The following is a 17,197-nucleotide window of genomic DNA, read 5'->3' on the forward strand; positions in this document are numbered from 1 at the left end:
TCCCCCTTATAGCGCCTCGCGGACAAACCCGTTCGCACGCTTTAATCGCTCGATGGCTTCTTCATAAGAGACGTCCGCCAAAATCATGACGATTGCTGTTTTGACATGTCCTTTAGATGACGCAAAATAACGCGCGGCCGTTTCCATGTCGACCCCTGTCGCTTCTGCGATCATCCGCTTGGCACGTACTTCTAATTTTTCGTTCGTCGGTTTCACGTCGACCATCAAGTTTTGATACACTTTGCCTACTCCAATCATCGACGTCGTCGAAATCATGTTGAGGACCAATTTTTGTGCCGTTCCTGCCTTCAATCGTGTCGAACCGGTCAACACTTCCGGTCCTGTCTCCACTTCAATGGCATAGTCTGCATGTCGACTAATGATTGCGTCCTGATTACAGGAGATGGCCGCAGTGGTTGCCCCAACTTCCCGTGCATAATCGAGACCTCCAATCACATATGGCGTCCGTCCGCTCGCCGCAATCCCAATGACCGTGTCGTCTATCGTCAGTTGAAGCGCTTTCAAATCATCGACTGCCAATTCCTTGCTGTCTTCTGCTCCCTCGACCGCTTGAATGAGCGCACGCTCGCCACCGGCAATCAACCCGATGACCTGATCCGGGGACACCCCGAACGTCGGTACGCACTCTGCGGCGTCTAAAATGCCTAAACGTCCACTCGTACCCGCCCCGATATAAATCAAGCGACCGCCTTTACGAAAGGATGCGATGACCCGCTCCACAACTTGCGTGATGACGGGAATCTGATGTTGAATCACTTGCGGGACTTGTCGGTCCTCACTGTTCATGATCGTCAATCGCTCCTCGATCGACATCTCATCTAGTTGCATCGTTCGTTCATTCCGTCTTTCTGTAGCCAATTTCTCTAGCATCGCCACCATCCTTTCTTCTCTATGATTTCATCGTACTATATTGAAACTTAAAGTCAATTTATTATTAGTTATTTTTGAAATTTAATTTCAGTATTTACGAAAGAAAAACTCACTCCGGTCGAATGAGTTGTTTCTTCAGGACATGAACGCGCACGTCTTTATTCGTGGTAGAATCCTTTTCATATACATAGCCGTTCCGCTCCCAAAACCGACGGGCGCGAAGATTGTCCGGAAGAACCCCTAATCGAAACACCGTCTGATGCGGGCGCATATATCCTTCTTCCACTTGTTCATATAACGTTTGCGCCAAGCCTGTCCCATGAAGGACTTCATCGACGACGAACAATCCGAGCCAAAGCGAACCGTCCACGGGATGTCGTTTCAACAGGTCCGCGATGGCGACAATCCGTCCATCTTCACGAATAATCAAACTGACGGTGCCGTCCTCTTCAAAATCCGCCACGTTCTCATCACGGAACGCTTGAATGGACTGTCCATTCAAGCGAGCGAAGGTACGTTGCTTTACCAAAAAGTCTTCCAACTCCGTGCGATTTTCTTTCGAATATGGTCGAATCATCGGCGCAACTTCACCATTTCATCTCGCGCTTCTGCGTATCGATCAATCAAGCCTTCTCCTTTTCGGTGCAAGAGACCCATATATAACGTATCGACAATCGTCAATTGCGTCATCCGCGAGGCGATGCTCGCAATCCGGAAATCGCTCTCGACGTTCGGCGTACAAAGGCGTACATCCGCTTCTCGGTAAAGTGGCGACTTGTCCAAGTTCGTGATGGCGATGACGGGCACACGTTTCTTCTTGGCGAAACGAACGAGTTCGAGCACATCTTTCGTCCGTCCCGACGTGCTGATGGCGACGAATACGTCTGATTTTCCTAAATGCGGAATCAACGACAACATATAATGAAAGTCCGACGATGTCGTAGCCGCATACCCGAGCTTCGTGAATTTATATTGCGCATCCATCGCTGCAGTCGATGATCCACCGACCCCATAAAAAATGACACGATTCGCGCGCGCGAATAAGTCCACCGCATGTTCGAGCTCTCGTTTGTCCATCGCTTCGGCACATGCCTCGATGGCCGCTTTATTCACATGAATGACTTTTTGAAACGAATCGTATGGCGTATCCTTTTGCTGGAGAACGTTGAAGTCCGTCAATGTCGTTTCGGTGACGGCCAAGTCTTTCACGAGCGCAAGTTTAAATGCTTTAAAGCTATCAATCCCGACCACGCGGGCAAAACGGACGATACTCGCCTCGGACACATCCGTCTTTTGGGCAAGTTCTTTCGTCGTCATATTTGGAATGAGCGTTGAATGGGACAAGATATAGTCTGCGATTTTCTTTTCAACCGCCGTCATATCGTCTTTTGCTAAATCGATTTTCGTAAGTAAGGATTCCATCGGGTCATCCCCTTCCTGCAACTGTTGTTCTTTTATGATAGCGGATTCTTTCCTCATATTCCAATCGGCTAAAAAGGTCGAGCGTGCGCTCGACCTATAAGTTGTTCGTATTGAACGTATCCCCACCTTGAATCGACCCGTTCTCAAAGCCTCTTTCGAACCAGCGCATCCGCTGTTCCGACGTACCGTGCGTGAACGAGTCCGGCGTCACGTATCCTCGCGCCTGTCGTTGTAGAGTATCGTCACCAATCTGATGAGCCGCATTCATCGCTTCTTCGACGTCCCCTGCTTCAAGATAACCGAGTCCTTGTGCATGATGCGCCCATACGCCTGCATAGTAGTCCGCCTGTAACTCGAAACGGACAAGATAGCGATTGAATTCAGTCTCGCTCATCTCGTTCCGAAGCGGCATGATCTCTTCTGTCGTTCCGAGAAGCGTCTGGACATGGTGCCCGACCTCATGGGCGACGACGTATGCCATCGCAAAATCACCCGGCGCATTGAAACGCTGACTCAGCTCATCATAAAAACTCAAATCAATGTATAGATTTTGGTCGCCCGGACAGTAGAAAGGACCGACCGCCGATCCGGCGATGCCACACGCGGATTCAACTTGTCCCGAGAACAAGACGAGCGTCGGTTCTTGGTACGTCATGCCGTTTTCCGCAAAAATGTCTGTCCATACTTCTTCCGTATCTTTCAAGATGACCGCCACGAAATCCGCCATCTCCTCTTCTCGCTCCGTACCGGTGTATGTTCCTTCGGTTTGTGGCTCGCCTAGTCCGATATTGTTGACGAGGTCGGTCGGGCTTCCCCCATTCAATAACGTAAAGACGATGACGAGAATCAATCCGAGACCACCCCCGACCCCGGCAATCCCTTTTCCTCCGATGCTACGCCCTCTTCTGTCCTCGACGTTACGACTTTGTTGTCTACCTTTCCACTTCATCTTCATTCCTCCCACATTCGCTCTGTCTTGTTCCTTACCCGAAATGTCGAAAAAGTGAGCGCAAGCTTTGAGGTGGACGAAAATTTTCTTTTCTCGAGGAAGTGGATTCACTACAATGAAAGAGACTTCAGCAAAGGAGGAATGACCCATGCCTTACGTAACAGTAAAAATGCTCCCAGGCCGTAGCGTGGAACAAAAACGCGCGTTGATTGAAAAAGTGACGGACGCCGTCTCCGAGACGACGAACGCTCCGAAAGAGAACATCACCGTTTTCATCGAAGAAATGGATGCGACGCACTATGGTCAAGCCGGCGTCATGCACGCGGACAAGAAATAAGTAACGAACGGACTCCTTGAATCGGGGTCCGTTTTTTCGTCTAAGCACCACGTCAAATATGTATACGTTGAACTTCTTGAATTTTCGCTTGTAGCCCACAAAGAACCTCTTCAATGAAATCATCGACCTCTTCAGGTGACATATATACATATTCATGCCGGGGGTCAAACGGATATGTTTTATAGAAGGACGTGATGTTTTGAATTTGTTGCGCCGTCTGTCCTTGAGGGAAGAACGGTAAGACGTCTTCGAACGAGTCAATGTGACAGAAGTCCGTCCAAAAGATATGATTCGGATGTTTTGCCAAGTACTCAAAGTCAATCCCATACCAGTCCGTTTTGACTAAACGGGTATAGTCTGGTGTTCCGACGATTGCCCGTACAATCGGTTCTTCTTTTTTCGCACGGGTCAACCGCACCCAATATTCGTCTGTGACCAGATGAAAATAATAACCGACTAAATAAGACCATTCTGTATTCGATTTTGTGGTCCCTCCATCTAAATACGTCTGTTTGAACAAATCAGAGGAGATCCCGTTCTCTGTTTTGAAATGCGTGATGGTTTTCGGTGGTTCAGGACGACCATCCGCTCCGACCAGCCCACAGTCTGGACCGATATTCCCTACTAAAAAAGGTATGCGTTCAAACGCGGAATCCGTCTCGAGAATTCGCTCCGCGATACGAAAGTGAGTCACCCATGTCGCCATTTTCATCCCTCCATTTCTAGTTTAGTCTTCTCGGTTCACTTCGAACCGTTCACTCGGCACGGTCGGCTTAATCAAGTGCCGTGTTGCCCGCCAAATGTGGTAGCCGATACGGTCAAGCCACAGCAATACTTGAACTTTTTGAATCGTCTGGTCCATCTCTAACTGATTCGCCGCCGTTTCTTCAAGCACTTCCGAGCGATGTGCCTTCCGATATTCCGCCAACTGTTTTGACGCCTGTTTCCACATCTTCGAATCTTCCGGTGGCGTATGATGATTCAATTGATGAACGAGATCGAGTTCGTGCAAGACGAGTTCGCGCGCTGCTAAAAAGTCCGTGTCCCGCAGTGACTGGACCGGTTCGATTTCTCGCAATACATACAACCACCGTTCGAGATGGTCGATTGAATGCAGGAGGGACAAGTGTTGCCCGTAGTCATTTTGCTTTCCGACATCGTCTAGTTGAATCGTACTCAAAAAGACGCGGACATCGCTCAGCGTCTTGTCGACGAGCGTCAACTCATCTTCCCGGAGACGTCCCTCCCGGACGAGCAACTCGGTCTCGTTCCCTAAATAGCGTTCAATCTCGAGTAGCGACCGCCGCGCCGCCTCAAGGGCGACCGTCGGGAGTTGCGACATGTTTTTGTCGAGCAGACGTGTCAGTTTTTCTGATCGGCTCGGAATCCACTTTAATAAGCGCCTTGCGAACGATTGATAAAATGGCAAGAATAAGAGGACGCCTAACACATGGAACGTCGTATGGAACAAGGCGAGGCGCAACAAGTCGTTCCAGTTGAACCAATCGGCTACTCGATTGACGACAAAGAAGAGAACGGGGAATGTCAGCCATCCGATGAGGACGATGGACACGTGGTAGATCGCATGCCCCAATACGATGCGTCGGGCCGACTTCCAGCCTCCCATTGAACCGAGTGCCACGACAAGACTCGTCCCCGCACTTTGACCGAGTACCAAAAAAGCGGCTTGCGGAAGTGAAATCGCGGCGGTCGCAAGAGCCGTCATCGTTAAGACGAGCCCAATCGTCGACGACTGAAGGACAACCGTCATCGCAAATCCGATGCCAATCAGGAACGCCTGTTGAGAAAAACGCATCGACTCGATTGGTCCGAATGAGAACGTGACTACATCCCGCATCGCTTCTTGTAGCGTTCCAATCCCGACAAAAATCAAACCGACACTGACGAACAATAGCCCGATTCGGCGAAGACGTGGTCCTGAGAGACGAAGTGCCATTCCGAGACCGATGAGCGGCAAGAACACTTGACGTACGTCTACGTTATAGCCAAGGACGGCGATGATCCATCCTGTCGTCGCGCTACCTACGTTCGCCCCGATGATGAGCGGCAATGCTTGCGTGAACGTGATCAATCCTGCGCTCACAAAACCAATCGTCATCAACGTCGTGACGGTAGAGGATTGAAATAAAGCCGTCAACATCGCGCCAAGTGTCGCCCCCGACAACGAGCCATCGGTGAATTGGTTCAACCGATGACGAAGTCGAGTACCGGCCCATTTTTTCAGCGTGTCTGTGAGTAACGTCATCCCGAGTAAAAAAATCCCGATGCCACCAATCAGTGTCGCAATCTCCATCGTGTCACGCCCCTTTTCGGGTTATTCGGATTTCAACGTCGACAAGAGCCACGATTTTTCATTCGCATGATCCCTTAAGTTCAGTAACACATCTTCCGGATAGTAAATTTTTTCATCCGATTGTCTCGAGTTTAAAATCGACTGGACGAGCATCGACACTTCCGAAATCTCTTTCCGTTCCCCATCGTTCATCTGAAGATAAATGCCTTCATACTTGCCCTGTCCTTTATATAAATCGTACGGCAATTGACTCAATTGATCTTCGAGCAAGTAGTATTTCGGCGGAAGTCCGATGCCTTCCATCGTCTGACGCAACCGTTCCATATAGCGGACGCGGTTCGCTTCCGGGAAGTTTTTATATTTCAATAAACGACGATTCACGAAGCGGCTTGATAAATCGGCTAAAATTGCGTCGTCTTCCTCCATCCATTCCTGGAAATAGAAGTAGACGACCGTCTCGTCCAACTTCAAATATTGTTCAAGCGACATGTTGTTCTGCTCAAAAATAGGCAAGAAATGTTTCGGTACCATCTTGAATGCGTAGCCGCTCTCATAAAGTTCTTGCGCCCGCTCGAGAATTGCTTTTAAGAGGAGGTCGCTCGAACGTGTCGCCGGGTGAAGGTACACTTGCCAATACATTTGATAGCGGCGCATGATATAGTCCTCGATCGTATGCATCCCCGACTGTTTGACGACAACTTGGTCCTCATCTGGTCTAAGAACACGCAACATGCGCTCTAAATCAAACTTCCCATAACTGACACCCGCAAAGTGCGCATCTCTGAGCAAATAATCCATCCGATCGACATCGAGCTGCGAACTGAGCATATTGACGATCAAGCGGTTCGGGTGCGTCTTGTTGATGATGGAAGCCACCTCTTCCGCGAACCCGACACCCATCTCCGACAACACTTGGTTGACCTCGGTATCGCCTAAAATGATTCGCTCGGTCCACACTTCATGACGAACAGAGAAGACGTGTTCGAACGCATGCGAGAATGGGCCGTGACCGACATCGTGCAAGAGCGCCGCCGCCAACAACAGTTCACGGTCGCGGTCATCCCATTCCGGATATTGTTGGAACTGGTCAATCAATTGGCGCGCAATCTCATAGACGCCGAGAGAATGATGGAATCGCGTGTGCTCTGCTCCGTGGAACGTCAAAAAGGATGTCCCGAGTTGCTTGATGCGACGTAAGCGTTGGAACTCTTTCGTATTGATCAGTTCCCAAATAAGATGGTCGTAGACGTAAATATAACGGTGTACTGGGTCTTTAAACACTTTTGACCCAGATAATTGTCCTCGTGACGAGTACATGACATGCCCTCCTACGTTTCGTTATGTTCTAGATTCGACTTCAAACGAATCGTTCCCTCCATGCTATAATGAGAAGGAAAATTATTTGTGAAAAGGAATTAAGTAGATGATCCATCCATTATTAAAACAACCGAGCTATCGTGTAATCGACCAATCGAGCCTTGGCACGATGTTTCAAGCGGAACAATCGTTCGCGACTGATGATACGTTATGTGCTTCGACCCAACAATCAGGCGCTGTCTTACGCGCATGGGTGCACACGAATACGATTGTACTCGGAATTCAAGATGCAAGATTACCACATTTAAAAGATGGGGTCCGGTATTTGCACGAGCGCGGCTTCCGACCGGTCGTCCGTAACTCGGGCGGACTCGCCGTCGTATTAGACGAGGATGTCCTGAACTTATCTTTAATCTTACCCGAGAATGACGGCATTCAAATCGACAGCGGCTATGAAGCCATGACTTCCCTCATCCAACACATGTTCCAAGACGTCACGAGCGACATCGTCCCAGGTGAAGTCGTCGGCTCGTACTGTCCGGGAAGTTTTGACTTGTCGATTGACGGCAAAAAGTTCGCCGGTATTTCGCAACGACGCGTCCGCGGCGGTGTTGCCGTTCAAATTTACTTAAGCGTAAGACAGAGCGGGAGCGAACGTGCCGAAATCATCCGAGACTTTTATGATTTAGCCATCCAAGGGGAAGCAACCAAGTTCACGTACCCGACCATTGTACCGGAAACAATGGCGTCGTTAGAAGACTTGCTTAGCATTCCCCTCACGGTTCAAGATGTCCTTACACGGGCCTACCGCGTCCTTTCCACTGTCAGCACGCTCCAAAACGCGTCGTTGACGGCTGAAGAACAAACGACACTCGTGAGCCAGCTCGAACGGATGTGGAAACGGAATGAGCCTTTACGCGAGATCGAACAACAATTAACAGAGGAGTGATTCATCCAATGTTTAAACTGATCACAGACACCGGGGCCGATTTGACACACGATCAAATTATCGAATACGGTCTTGAGATTTTACCGCTCGGTGTCATCATCGACAATGAAGAGTTTTTAGACGGGGAGACGATTCAACCGAAAGACGTGTACGATGCGATGCGTCAAGGCAAGACGCCAAAAACGTTCCAAATCGAGGCGTCACGAATCGAGCATTGCTTCCGTCAACATCTCGAAGCCGAAATCCCGTTTTTATACCTCGCTTTCTCCGGAGAACTCTCCGGTACATATCAAACGGCTGTCATGGTCGGTGAGATGCTCAAAGAGGAATATCCAGACAGCACGTTCAAGATTATCGATACGCGAACGGCTTCGGTCGGACAGGCATTGTTCGTCAAGACGGTCGCAGAGTACGGACAAGACCATACGTATGAAGAAACAAGTGAACATGCTGCTTCACTCGTCGGAAAGATTCGCCACTTGTTCACGGTCGAGTCACTCGAATATTTGATGCGGGGCGGACGCGTCTCGAAAGCGAGCGCCTTCATCGGTGACTTGTTGACGATTCTGCCGTTACTGACGGTCGAGGACGGGAAGCTCGTCCCGATTGAAAAGGTACGCGGTCATAAAAAGGTCATGCGCCGTATGGTCGAATGGACGATGGAATCGAAGTCACTCGTCGAGAACGGGGACCTTTTCATCGGTCATGGCGACGACTCTAAAAAAGCGGAACAGTTTGAGAAGATGGTCCTTGGACATGTCCAACCGAAACACATCACGAAAACACTTGTCGGCTCTGCCATCGGTGCCCATACCGGTCCGGGTCTACTCGTCATCGCCTATTTCGAGGCATAAAAAATGAGCTCCCCGCCATCGGGTGAGCTCATTTTCGTTTAGCGGTTCCAGTTTTTAAATCCATCTCCAAACTGTGCATAGTTCTCGTCTTGGAATACACCGTCCACAAATTCCGGCACGTCCACTGGTAGCGTTCCTTGCGGCTTCACTTCGCCAAAAATGGCACGAATGCCCGCCGGCAAGTTCGGTCCGGCCGATTTCAAGTTACCCGCTTCCGAGTCCGGTCCGTTCGGATCGCCTTTGAACCCATAGATCAAGAGCTGCGCCGGAGCATCCGTCTGAACGGCAATATCGTATGGGTTACGCAAGCTGAGTAAGACTGATTTCTTCCCTGTCTCGCTGGCGTAACGGAACACTTCCGCCGGCACGTAATGGTCAGCCGATGTCGGCTTCAATTTCGCGCTATTGTTCACGTTCGAACCGACGATGATGTAATCGGCTGCCTCAACTTGTTGCTGAAGTGCCGGATTTTGCGTTAAGTGTGGCGTTGACGCCGAATAGTTGGCCGTGATGACGTTCACGCCTTTCATATTCCCGGCGTTTTTCTCAAGCGACTTAATCGTCTTCACCATACTGTCCGTCTGATCTTTCGCTGGTGACAAGACGAGCACCGTGTCCCCTTTTTTCGGTTTGAACGGGAGTGTCTTGTCCTCATTCTTCACGAGAGTGACGGCTGCTTCCGCGATTTCACGCTCTTTCGCTTTATGCTCCGCACTACCTACGACGGCGTTTGCTTCTGTAAGCTTCTCCTCGAGCGTCGTCGAGTCAATCGTCTCTCCCCAAATACCGCGCTCTGCTTTCAGTTTTAAAATACGCTCGACCGACTCATCGATGGTCGCCTCTGATAAACGCCCATCTTTCACCGCTTGGATGACTTCATCAAAGATGGCTTCGAGTTTGATCACGTCTGCTTCCGAACGCAAAATCGTCGGCATGAGGGCGATATCGACGCCCGCTTCAAACGTCTTGATGACCGCTTCTGCTTCCGTAAAGTTGTCGGAGATGGCCTGCATGTTGAGCGCGTCGGTCACAACGATTCCGTCATATCCGAGTTCCTCACGTAACACGCCCGTGATGACATCGTCCGAGAGCGTCGCTGGGAGGGGGAACGTTCCACGATCCGACTCGACGACCTCATCTTCGATTTGCGGCATGCCGATATGTGCCGTCATAATCATGTCGATCCCTTCTGTAATCGCGCGTTTGAACGGCAACAACTCGAGTCCACGCAATTCGTCGAGCGACTTATCGACAATCGGTAGTCCATAGTGTGAGTCGACTGCCGTATCCCCATGACCCGGGAAATGTTTCGCAGTCGCCGCGACACCTTGGTCTTGAATGCCTTGTGTCATCGCCGAACCGAGTTCGCCGACGAGTTCAGGGTCGCTCGAGAATGAACGGACCCCGATGACCGGGTTTCCTGGATTGTTGTTGACGTCGAGTACCGGTCCGAAGTTCACGTTTACCCCGAGTGCGTTCAATTCAGAACCGATGATGTTTCCAGCGTCATACGCATATTGACTGTTACGAGTCGCCCCGATTGCCATATTTCCTGGTAAGTTCGTCCCTGTCCCGAGACGCGTCACGATACCCCCTTCTTGGTCAATCGTGACAAAGAGTGGAATGTCATTGCTGTCGTCTTGCTTCACGACTTCCTGTATATCGTGAACGAGTTTCGTCGTCTGTTCCGTCTCCTTCACGTTCTCCGCAAACAAAATCACGCCACCGAGATCAAAACGATCGATGACACGCGCCACTTCCGGTGCAAGAGATGTATGATTTGCCCCGTTCCAGAGTCGGAAGTCCGGCATAATCATCTGCCCGATTTTTTGTTCGAGCGTCATCGATTCTAGCTTCGTGTTGACGCGCCGGTCGATCGACATCGTCGGCGTCCCTTCCGCCACGACCGCATCCGCTGCCGGAATCGATGAAACGAGTAGTGCCGTCGTCAATCCGAGTGTTGCCGTCCAGTTCAATGCCTTGTTCATGTTCCCCACTCCCCTTCGTCCAATTTGACTGACCCCCAAACGAAAAGGCATGGAGGAAGAAGCGTTGCCTCATCAACGCTCGTTCACCCCATGCCTGATCGCATCAGTTACATTTGGTTCTTATTCAGGTGGTCAACAACAGTATAGCAACTCCATTTTTCAGAAACAATGACTCATGTGAAAGCGTAACCATTTTGAAACAATGTTTCTGTTTTGATACACAGAAAACTGTATTGGCAAAACCAATAATTTCCGTGGTTCGTTTTTGATTCTTTTTTTGGTAAACTCAATTCGATACAGGTTAACTTTCAAAAAGGGGGAAATTATTGTGGCAAGAGGGGAACTGAAACGAAAGCCCGAATGGTTGAAGATTAAATTAAACACGAACGACACGTATACCGGTTTGAAGAAGATGATGCGCGAAAAAAATCTACATACGGTATGTGAGGAAGCCAAGTGTCCGAATATCCATGAATGTTGGGCGGTACGTCGGACCGCGACGTTCATGATTTTAGGAAGTATTTGTACACGTGCTTGCCGTTTTTGTGCCGTTACGACTGGTAAACCGAACGAGCTCGATTGGGAAGAGCCAAAGCGCGTCGCCGAATCCGTACGCCTCATGAACTTGAAGCACGTCGTCATCACCGCTGTCGCCCGTGATGACTTGAACGATTACGGGGCTACCGTCTTCGCAGAAACGGTTCGTGCCGTCCGTTCTATGAATCCAGAGACATCGATCGAAGTGCTCCCGTCTGACATGATGGGTGACTTCTCTGCCTTGCAGACGTTGATTGATGCGGGTCCTGACATCATGAACCATAACTTAGAAACGGTTCGTCGCCTCACACCGAGAGTCCGTGCCAAAGCGACATACGACCGCACACTCGAATTCTTGAAACGCTCAAAAGAATTGAACCCGGATATCCCGACGAAATCGTCAATCATGGTCGGACTCGGAGAAACGAAAGAGGAATTGATTGAAGCGATGGATGACCTCCGCGCACACAACGTCGACATCTTGACACTCGGTCAATATTTGCAACCGACGAAGAAACACCTTGAGGTGGAACGTTACTACCACCCGGACGAGTTCGCCGAGTTGAAAGAGATCGCACTATCGAAAGGATTCTCACATTGTGAGGCAGGTCCGCTTGTCCGCTCGTCTTACCATGCGGATGAACAAGTACACAAGGCGCGTCGCCACACGATGTTGCCAATCGACTAATAGAAAGAAGAGAGATTATGACTGGTACGACGTGGCACTTACTTAGAACAGAATCCACTTCACCGGCTGAAAACATGGCGATTGACGAAGCCATCGCCAACTGGGTCGCGAAGGGAGAACTCAAACCGACGCTTCGTTTTTATTCATGGGCACCTCATGCGATCAGCGTCGGGCGTTTCCAACGGGCGACACGTGACTTGGACCGTGACGCCCTCACGAAGAACAACATTCCGGTCGTCCGTCGCCTGACCGGAGGACGCGCTGTGTTGCACGCCGATGAGCTGACGTATAGCGTCATCTTGCCAGAATCGACACCGGCCCTCCCGACAAATATCATCGAGAGCTATCGCTTGCTCACGGAAGGAGTCCGTCGTGGGTATCACGAGCTCGGTGTACCGGCCGAATTTTCGGTCCCGCTGACAGAAGAGGACCGCGAGGCACTCCGCAAACCGAAATCAGCCGTCTGCTTCGATGCCGCCTCGTATTATGAGCTGGCCGTCGATGGGAAAAAGATTGCGGGTAGCGCACAAGTGCGCCACCAAGGGGCCGTCTTACAACATGGATCCATCCCTCTTTCTGTCGACGATGAGGTATTGTTCGACTGTTTCGCGATGGAAGAGCACGAAAAACGTGAAGCCAAAAGTCGGTTCAGCGAAAAAGCCGTCGCCTTGAACGATACGTTACAGCGCTTCGTCTCCTTTGACGAAGTAGCGGCCGCGTTCGAGACCGGCTTCAAAGACGCCTTCTCGTTGACGTTCGAACCGCTCGTCTTCACAGAAGAACAGCAATCCGAAATCGACTTGCTCATCAAGAAGTATGAAAGTGATGAATGGGTCTGGAAACGCTAAAAAGATTGTCCCTTTTGACGGGGACAATCTTTTTTTATGCCGCGTTCGTTCGGCGCAACAGATGGCGCACTTCTCGGAACGTGACGAATGTTTTATTGTTCGCATCATACAATTTGTAACGTAACGATTTCAAACTTGAAAACAGTCCGATTGTCGTCGCCCGTTGTAACGGTGGTGTCGACGTATGTGCCTTCTCCAAATGGTAGTTCGGGACACGCGGGCTCAAATGGTGGACGTGATGGAAACCAATATTTCCGGTCACCCATTGAAGCACTTTCGGCAATTCATAATACGAGCTTCCTTCGATTGCCGCCTTCACGTAGTCCCACTCCTGCTCATCCTCGAAGTATGAATCTTCGAACGTGTGCTGGACATAGAACAACCAAATCCCAAGCACACCGGCGATGAACATGGTCGTGCCTTGAACAATGAGGAAAGCTTGCCATCCGATGACATAAATCAACGCGCTGTATAACACGACGAGTGAGAGATTAATGATATACGTGTTTTGGCGTTCTTTCTTACGGGCGTCTTTTCGATTGAAGCGGCTCGTCACGAGAATGAGCCAGAGCGGACCAAGACCGAACATGACGAGCGGATGACGATATAGACGATATTTCAATCGCGTCCATTTCGAGGCTTCGATGTACTCCTCAATCGTCATGACCCAGATGTCCCCAACGCCTCGTTTATCCAAGTTTCCACTCGACGCATGATGAATCGCATGCTCTCGCTTCCACTTCTCGTACGGGAATAACGTCAAGATTCCTGTAATGGTTCCGACAATCGCGTTCGCCTTCTTATTTTTGAAGAATGAACCGTGCGTGCAGTCATGGAAGATGATGAACATCCTCACGACAAATCCTGCCGCAATCAACGTGAACGGTAATGTCAGGAAAATCGAGACACTCAGCAACTGATACGCTAAAAACCACGACACGAGAAACGGTAAAATGGTATTGATCATCTGCCGCACACTAATCCGAATATCGGACTTTTCAAACGGCGAGACGTGCTTTCTTAATTGGGCGATCTTTTCTTTACTCATAACAGCCTCCTTGAATTCAACAGCGTCACAACGCAAAAATATAAATGAAACCAACAACCAACGTTGTTCAATGTGAATTCATGGATCGGAAAGTCATCCCTATCAAGAATTAACACTAGGTCATTATATCATGTATAAAATTTATGTGGTGAAAATTCAGAAAAAAGACTCGTCTCATTTTTTAGGTGAGACAAGTCTGGTGGATTTATTGCTGCGTATAGATGGAAACCGAGCCGCCGTTGACGAAGAACTCGCCCCAACCATCTGCATTGATCGTCACGAGACGACCATTGTTGCCGGTCATGTCTTTCCATACTTCTCCCGCGTTCTGCTTCCCGACATACATCCACTTCGAACCACCAGGTCCGTCCGACAAAATCGTCGCAAGACCTGACTTCGCACGGTCTGTCACACCTTCACGTGTCCAACCGATGACGTCTTGGTGGTTGATGTAGTCATGTTGTGTGCCATAGGCAAAGTCTTTACGCGCTTTCAAAATCGGTTGAAGAGACCCTGACATGTTCGGGATCTCACGGTTCGTTGTCCCTTTCGTCCCGTAATAATCCCCGTAGAAGAGTGTCGGGTATCCTTGACCGCGTGTCATGATCGTCGCATAGGCGAGCGGTTTGAACCAATTAGCAACCGTCGACTCGAGTGATTGCCCAGGTTGTGAGTCATGGTTGTCGACAATGGTGACGGCGAGTGTAGGATGCTGCTCGACGACCGTTCCTTTTAGAATGTTGCGCATGTCATAGTAACCGCCACCGTTCCCTGCCGCTTGGAAGTTGTAGTGGAGCGGTACATCGAATACCGAGTGAGTATAGCCCGTCTTCGCCAAGTAATCATTGATAGCCCCAAGGTCGTTTTTCCAATACTCCGCGACGGTGAACATCTCTTTCCCCGTCGTCTGACGGACGCTTGTCACCCACTCTTTCAAGTACGAATGATTAATATGTTTGACCGCATCGAGACGGAATCCATCGAGACCGAGCGAATCCGCGTACCATTTCCCCCAGTTTTTCATCTCTTGTCGCACTTCCGGATGCTCAAAATCAACATCGGCGTACATCAAGTAGTCATAGTTCCCATTCTCCCCGGACACTTCACTGTCCCACGCTTTACCCGTACTTCGGAATTTATAAATCCGGCTTAAGTTCCGTGACTGATCCCAATCAGTCCCGTCAAAGTGATACCAACGCCACTTGAACGGCGAGTATGTATTGTTGCGGCCCGCAAAATTGAATCCTGTCCAGGCAGAAATCGAATATTCCCCAGACGTCTCCTGATTCCGGTTAGAAGGATTGACCTCGACAGCCTGAACGGACTCGGTATAATCCGCTCCGCCCTTATGGTTCATAACCACATCCCCGTATACGCCAATCCCTTTTCCGCGTAAGTTGGAGATGGCCGACTGTAGCTGCGCTTTTGTTCCATACTTCGTCCGTGTCGTCCCTTTTTGATTGAACTCTCCTAAATCATACAAATCATAGGCCCCGTATCCGACATCATTTTGAGATGTCCCTTTATACGCCGGCGGAATCCAAACCGTCGAGATCCCGATGTCTTTCAAGTGCTGCGAATCGTTCGAGAGACGGTTCCAATGGAGCCCATCGTTCGGGACATACCATTCAAAGTATTGCATCATCGTACCGTTCTGTGGAGTTGCCGCTTGTGCGACCGGTTGCCCCGAAAGCAGTGCAATCGATGTCACTCCAGCCAGCACGGCAATCCCTTGTCGTTTCTTCAACATCATTCATTCCTCCTCAACCAAATAATGAAAGCGCTTGCATAAATTATTGTGAAGGATTTTGATTTTGTTGCATAGACCAATGTCCAAAAACAGTTCTCTCTCCCTAACTATTTTTCATTTGAATAGTTCAGTTGAACGAAACAAAGACGGATGGCTTGTGCCATCCGCCTATACCTCAACTTGTGACGTAATCCAGGTCATGCAAAATATAGGCCAAGAAGAAAATCATACTCGGGTTCTCATAACGCATCTGGACTTTACGGAGCTGCTCACGATACGTGACCTCATACTCGGCCCCGTTCATCTTCCGCTCCATGTTCATCTTAATGAGGGCATCGAGTTTGTCCATCATGTCGACGAGCATCCCTTCATACGTATCATCTTTCGAATCAGCCATATATCGACGGAACGCCGGTTGCATATATGCCGGCAACAGCCCGAGAAGACGTTCACTCTCTGCCCGTTCGTACGCCTCAAATGCCGCTCCCGTCTCTTTCGTCGAATGCTTGACCGGTCCAAGCACATCTCCGGTCACCCCTTCGACTAAGTCATGACAAAGAAGACGTGCCACGAGTTCGGCGACATCAACGTCGACGTTGTACTTCTCGCGCTCTAAGAGTCCGCTGAACATACCGAGCGCGGCAGCCCGGAAACCATGAATCGCATCGTTGTCGTCAATCGTATTGAAGCGCCCTTTCCAACGACGGACACTGTCCATCCGCATGACGTTCTCGATGAAGCGTAACACATCGGTCTCTTCCTCGACCTGGTCGAACAGCCAACGGACCGAATCAATCGGATGATGACGGAGGGCAGCTTTCATCTCTTCTAACTTGTCATCGAAATGAGGAGAGCCATGGGCGACTTCCCGTCGTACGAATAGCATCGCATCAAAAGAATCGATTCCGTCGACAATCCGTCCTTCGAACGAGTCATCTTCCGCCTCAACAACAAAACGGTGGAAGTGAGGACGTAACGACTGTGACAACAATTCGACAAGACCGAGGCTCGCTGTCCGTTCCATGCGCTCGATGTGACCAATCAAGGTCGGCTCTTTTTTCGTCCGGTGCATGATCGGACCGGTCTGTACTTCATTCATGTCGTGGAAAATAGCTTTCCCGAGCAAATCGAGCAAGTCGACGTCACGCCCGTTCTCTTTTTCCACATAAGCCGCGATCAAGCTGAAGACCGCGACACGAAAGCTATGACTCGCTGCATTATCATGATAATGTGGGGCATATTCGTCCCATCGTTGCACGTTTTGCATACGTGTCATCTTTCGGATAAACGTTCCGTTATGCATGG

General features: G+C 49.9%; 16 protein-coding genes. 5 read left to right on the forward strand and 11 right to left on the reverse strand.

Features of this window, described 5'->3' with window-relative positions:
* Positions 1-6 precede the first annotated feature (6 nt).
* From murQ to ypfJ, 4 genes are all read right to left on the reverse strand, one after another.
* Positions 7-900, reverse strand: coding sequence for an N-acetylmuramic acid 6-phosphate etherase (murQ, locus tag PJK55_RS09590; RefSeq protein ID WP_271305619.1), 894 nt, complete (start codon positions 898-900; stop codon positions 7-9).
* 100 nt (positions 901-1,000) lie between these two features.
* Positions 1,001-1,468, reverse strand: a complete 468-nt coding sequence (locus PJK55_RS09595) for a GNAT family N-acetyltransferase (protein ID WP_271305620.1) — start codon at positions 1,466-1,468, stop codon at positions 1,001-1,003.
* Complete coding sequence (locus tag PJK55_RS09600; RefSeq protein ID WP_074035742.1) at positions 1,465-2,313, reverse strand: MurR/RpiR family transcriptional regulator; 849 nt, start codon at positions 2,311-2,313, stop codon at positions 1,465-1,467. The genes PJK55_RS09595 and PJK55_RS09600 overlap by 4 nt, the downstream gene beginning before the upstream one ends.
* A gap of 94 nt (positions 2,314-2,407) precedes the next feature.
* Entirely contained in the window at positions 2,408-3,262 is an 855-nt protein-coding gene (gene ypfJ / locus PJK55_RS09605) for a KPN_02809 family neutral zinc metallopeptidase (RefSeq protein WP_271305621.1), read from the reverse strand.
* 148 nt (positions 3,263-3,410) lie between these two features.
* Here ypfJ and PJK55_RS09610 point away from each other — a divergent pair, with 148 nt between their 5' ends.
* Positions 3,411-3,599: a 2-hydroxymuconate tautomerase gene (locus tag PJK55_RS09610; protein ID WP_214744680.1), complete on the forward strand. Its 189-nt coding sequence runs from the start codon at positions 3,411-3,413 to the stop codon at positions 3,597-3,599.
* A gap of 52 nt (positions 3,600-3,651) precedes the next feature.
* On the opposite strand, the gene PJK55_RS09615 is transcribed toward PJK55_RS09610, so the two are convergent.
* The 3 genes from PJK55_RS09615 to PJK55_RS09625 are packed head-to-tail and all read right to left on the reverse strand — an operon-like array spanning position 3,652 to position 7,230.
* Complete coding sequence (locus PJK55_RS09615; RefSeq protein ID WP_271305622.1) at positions 3,652-4,305, reverse strand: hypothetical protein; 654 nt, start codon at positions 4,303-4,305, stop codon at positions 3,652-3,654.
* A 21-nt stretch (positions 4,306-4,326) separates the two neighbouring features.
* Positions 4,327-5,913 (reverse strand): Na/Pi cotransporter family protein, encoded by a 1,587-nt coding sequence (locus PJK55_RS09620; protein WP_271305623.1) that lies wholly within the window; start codon positions 5,911-5,913, stop codon positions 4,327-4,329.
* 21 nt (positions 5,914-5,934) lie between these two features.
* Positions 5,935-7,230 carry an HD domain-containing protein gene (locus PJK55_RS09625; RefSeq protein ID WP_214694686.1) on the reverse strand — a complete coding sequence of 432 codons (1,296 nt, stop codon included), beginning with the start codon at positions 7,228-7,230 and terminating at the stop codon, positions 5,935-5,937.
* Between the two features lie 106 nt (positions 7,231-7,336).
* Between PJK55_RS09625 and PJK55_RS09630 the strand changes: the two genes are divergently transcribed.
* Positions 7,337-8,179 carry a lipoate--protein ligase family protein gene (locus tag PJK55_RS09630; protein ID WP_271305624.1) on the forward strand — a complete coding sequence of 281 codons (843 nt, stop codon included), beginning with the start codon at positions 7,337-7,339 and terminating at the stop codon, positions 8,177-8,179.
* Between the two features lie 8 nt (positions 8,180-8,187).
* The gene (locus PJK55_RS09635) at positions 8,188-9,033 is read left to right on the forward strand and encodes a DegV family protein (RefSeq protein WP_271305625.1); all 846 of its coding nucleotides are present in this window, start codon (positions 8,188-8,190) and stop codon (positions 9,031-9,033) included.
* A gap of 38 nt (positions 9,034-9,071) precedes the next feature.
* On the opposite strand, the gene PJK55_RS09640 is transcribed toward PJK55_RS09635, so the two are convergent.
* Positions 9,072-11,021 (reverse strand): glycoside hydrolase family 3 protein, encoded by a 1,950-nt coding sequence (locus PJK55_RS09640; protein WP_271305626.1) that lies wholly within the window; start codon positions 11,019-11,021, stop codon positions 9,072-9,074.
* Positions 11,022-11,343: 322 nt separating this feature from the next.
* Between PJK55_RS09640 and lipA the strand changes: the two genes are divergently transcribed.
* Both lipA and PJK55_RS09650 read left to right on the forward strand, forming a co-directional pair.
* Entirely contained in the window at positions 11,344-12,246 is a 903-nt protein-coding gene (gene lipA, locus PJK55_RS09645) for a lipoyl synthase (RefSeq protein ID WP_333781802.1), read from the forward strand.
* 17 nt (positions 12,247-12,263) lie between these two features.
* Positions 12,264-13,094 (forward strand): lipoate--protein ligase family protein, encoded by an 831-nt coding sequence (locus PJK55_RS09650; RefSeq protein WP_271305627.1) that lies wholly within the window; start codon positions 12,264-12,266, stop codon positions 13,092-13,094.
* A 34-nt stretch (positions 13,095-13,128) separates the two neighbouring features.
* Here PJK55_RS09650 and PJK55_RS09655 read toward each other — a convergent pair whose 3' ends face one another.
* The 3 genes from PJK55_RS09655 to PJK55_RS09665 all read right to left on the reverse strand — a co-directional run bounded on the left by PJK55_RS09655 (position 13,129) and on the right by PJK55_RS09665 (position 17,195).
* Complete coding sequence (locus PJK55_RS09655) at positions 13,129-14,142, reverse strand: fatty acid desaturase (RefSeq protein WP_074035721.1); 1,014 nt, start codon at positions 14,140-14,142, stop codon at positions 13,129-13,131.
* A 205-nt stretch (positions 14,143-14,347) separates the two neighbouring features.
* Positions 14,348-15,889, reverse strand: a complete 1,542-nt coding sequence (amyS, locus tag PJK55_RS09660; protein WP_371743030.1) for an alpha-amylase — start codon at positions 15,887-15,889, stop codon at positions 14,348-14,350.
* Positions 15,890-16,067: 178 nt separating this feature from the next.
* Positions 16,068-17,195 carry a YfbR-like 5'-deoxynucleotidase gene (locus tag PJK55_RS09665; protein ID WP_271305628.1) on the reverse strand — a complete coding sequence of 376 codons (1,128 nt, stop codon included), beginning with the start codon at positions 17,193-17,195 and terminating at the stop codon, positions 16,068-16,070.
* Positions 17,196-17,197: the final 2 nt, after the last annotated feature.

The organism is Exiguobacterium sp. MMG028 (assembly GCF_027947425.1).
Taxonomy (GTDB): Bacteria; Bacillota; Bacilli; order Exiguobacteriales; family Exiguobacteriaceae; genus Exiguobacterium; species Exiguobacterium aestuarii_A.

Excerpts from the sequence above, each read along its gene's own strand:
- murQ (WP_271305619.1), bottom strand. The coding sequence starts at position 900 with ATGGTGGCGATGCTAGAGAAATTGGCTACAGAAAGACGGAATGAACGA.
- PJK55_RS09595 (WP_271305620.1), bottom strand. The coding sequence starts at position 1,468 with ATGATTCGACCATATTCGAAAGAAAATCGCACGGAGTTGGAAGACTTT.
- PJK55_RS09600 (WP_074035742.1), bottom strand. The coding sequence starts at position 2,313 with ATGGAATCCTTACTTACGAAAATCGATTTAGCAAAAGACGATATGACG.
- ypfJ (WP_271305621.1), bottom strand. The coding sequence starts at position 3,262 with ATGAAGTGGAAAGGTAGACAACAAAGTCGTAACGTCGAGGACAGAAGA.
- PJK55_RS09610 (WP_214744680.1), top strand. The coding sequence starts at position 3,411 with ATGCCTTACGTAACAGTAAAAATGCTCCCAGGCCGTAGCGTGGAACAA.
- PJK55_RS09615 (WP_271305622.1), bottom strand. The coding sequence starts at position 4,305 with ATGGCGACATGGGTGACTCACTTTCGTATCGCGGAGCGAATTCTCGAG.
- PJK55_RS09620 (WP_271305623.1), bottom strand. The coding sequence starts at position 5,913 with ATGGAGATTGCGACACTGATTGGTGGCATCGGGATTTTTTTACTCGGG.
- PJK55_RS09625 (WP_214694686.1), bottom strand. The coding sequence starts at position 7,230 with ATGTACTCGTCACGAGGACAATTATCTGGGTCAAAAGTGTTTAAAGAC.
- PJK55_RS09630 (WP_271305624.1), top strand. The coding sequence starts at position 7,337 with ATGATCCATCCATTATTAAAACAACCGAGCTATCGTGTAATCGACCAA.
- PJK55_RS09635 (WP_271305625.1), top strand. The coding sequence starts at position 8,188 with ATGTTTAAACTGATCACAGACACCGGGGCCGATTTGACACACGATCAA.
- PJK55_RS09640 (WP_271305626.1), bottom strand. The coding sequence starts at position 11,021 with ATGAACAAGGCATTGAACTGGACGGCAACACTCGGATTGACGACGGCA.
- PJK55_RS09650 (WP_271305627.1), top strand. The coding sequence starts at position 12,264 with ATGACTGGTACGACGTGGCACTTACTTAGAACAGAATCCACTTCACCG.
- PJK55_RS09655 (WP_074035721.1), bottom strand. The coding sequence starts at position 14,142 with ATGAGTAAAGAAAAGATCGCCCAATTAAGAAAGCACGTCTCGCCGTTT.
- PJK55_RS09665 (WP_271305628.1), bottom strand. The coding sequence starts at position 17,195 with ATGCATAACGGAACGTTTATCCGAAAGATGACACGTATGCAAAACGTG.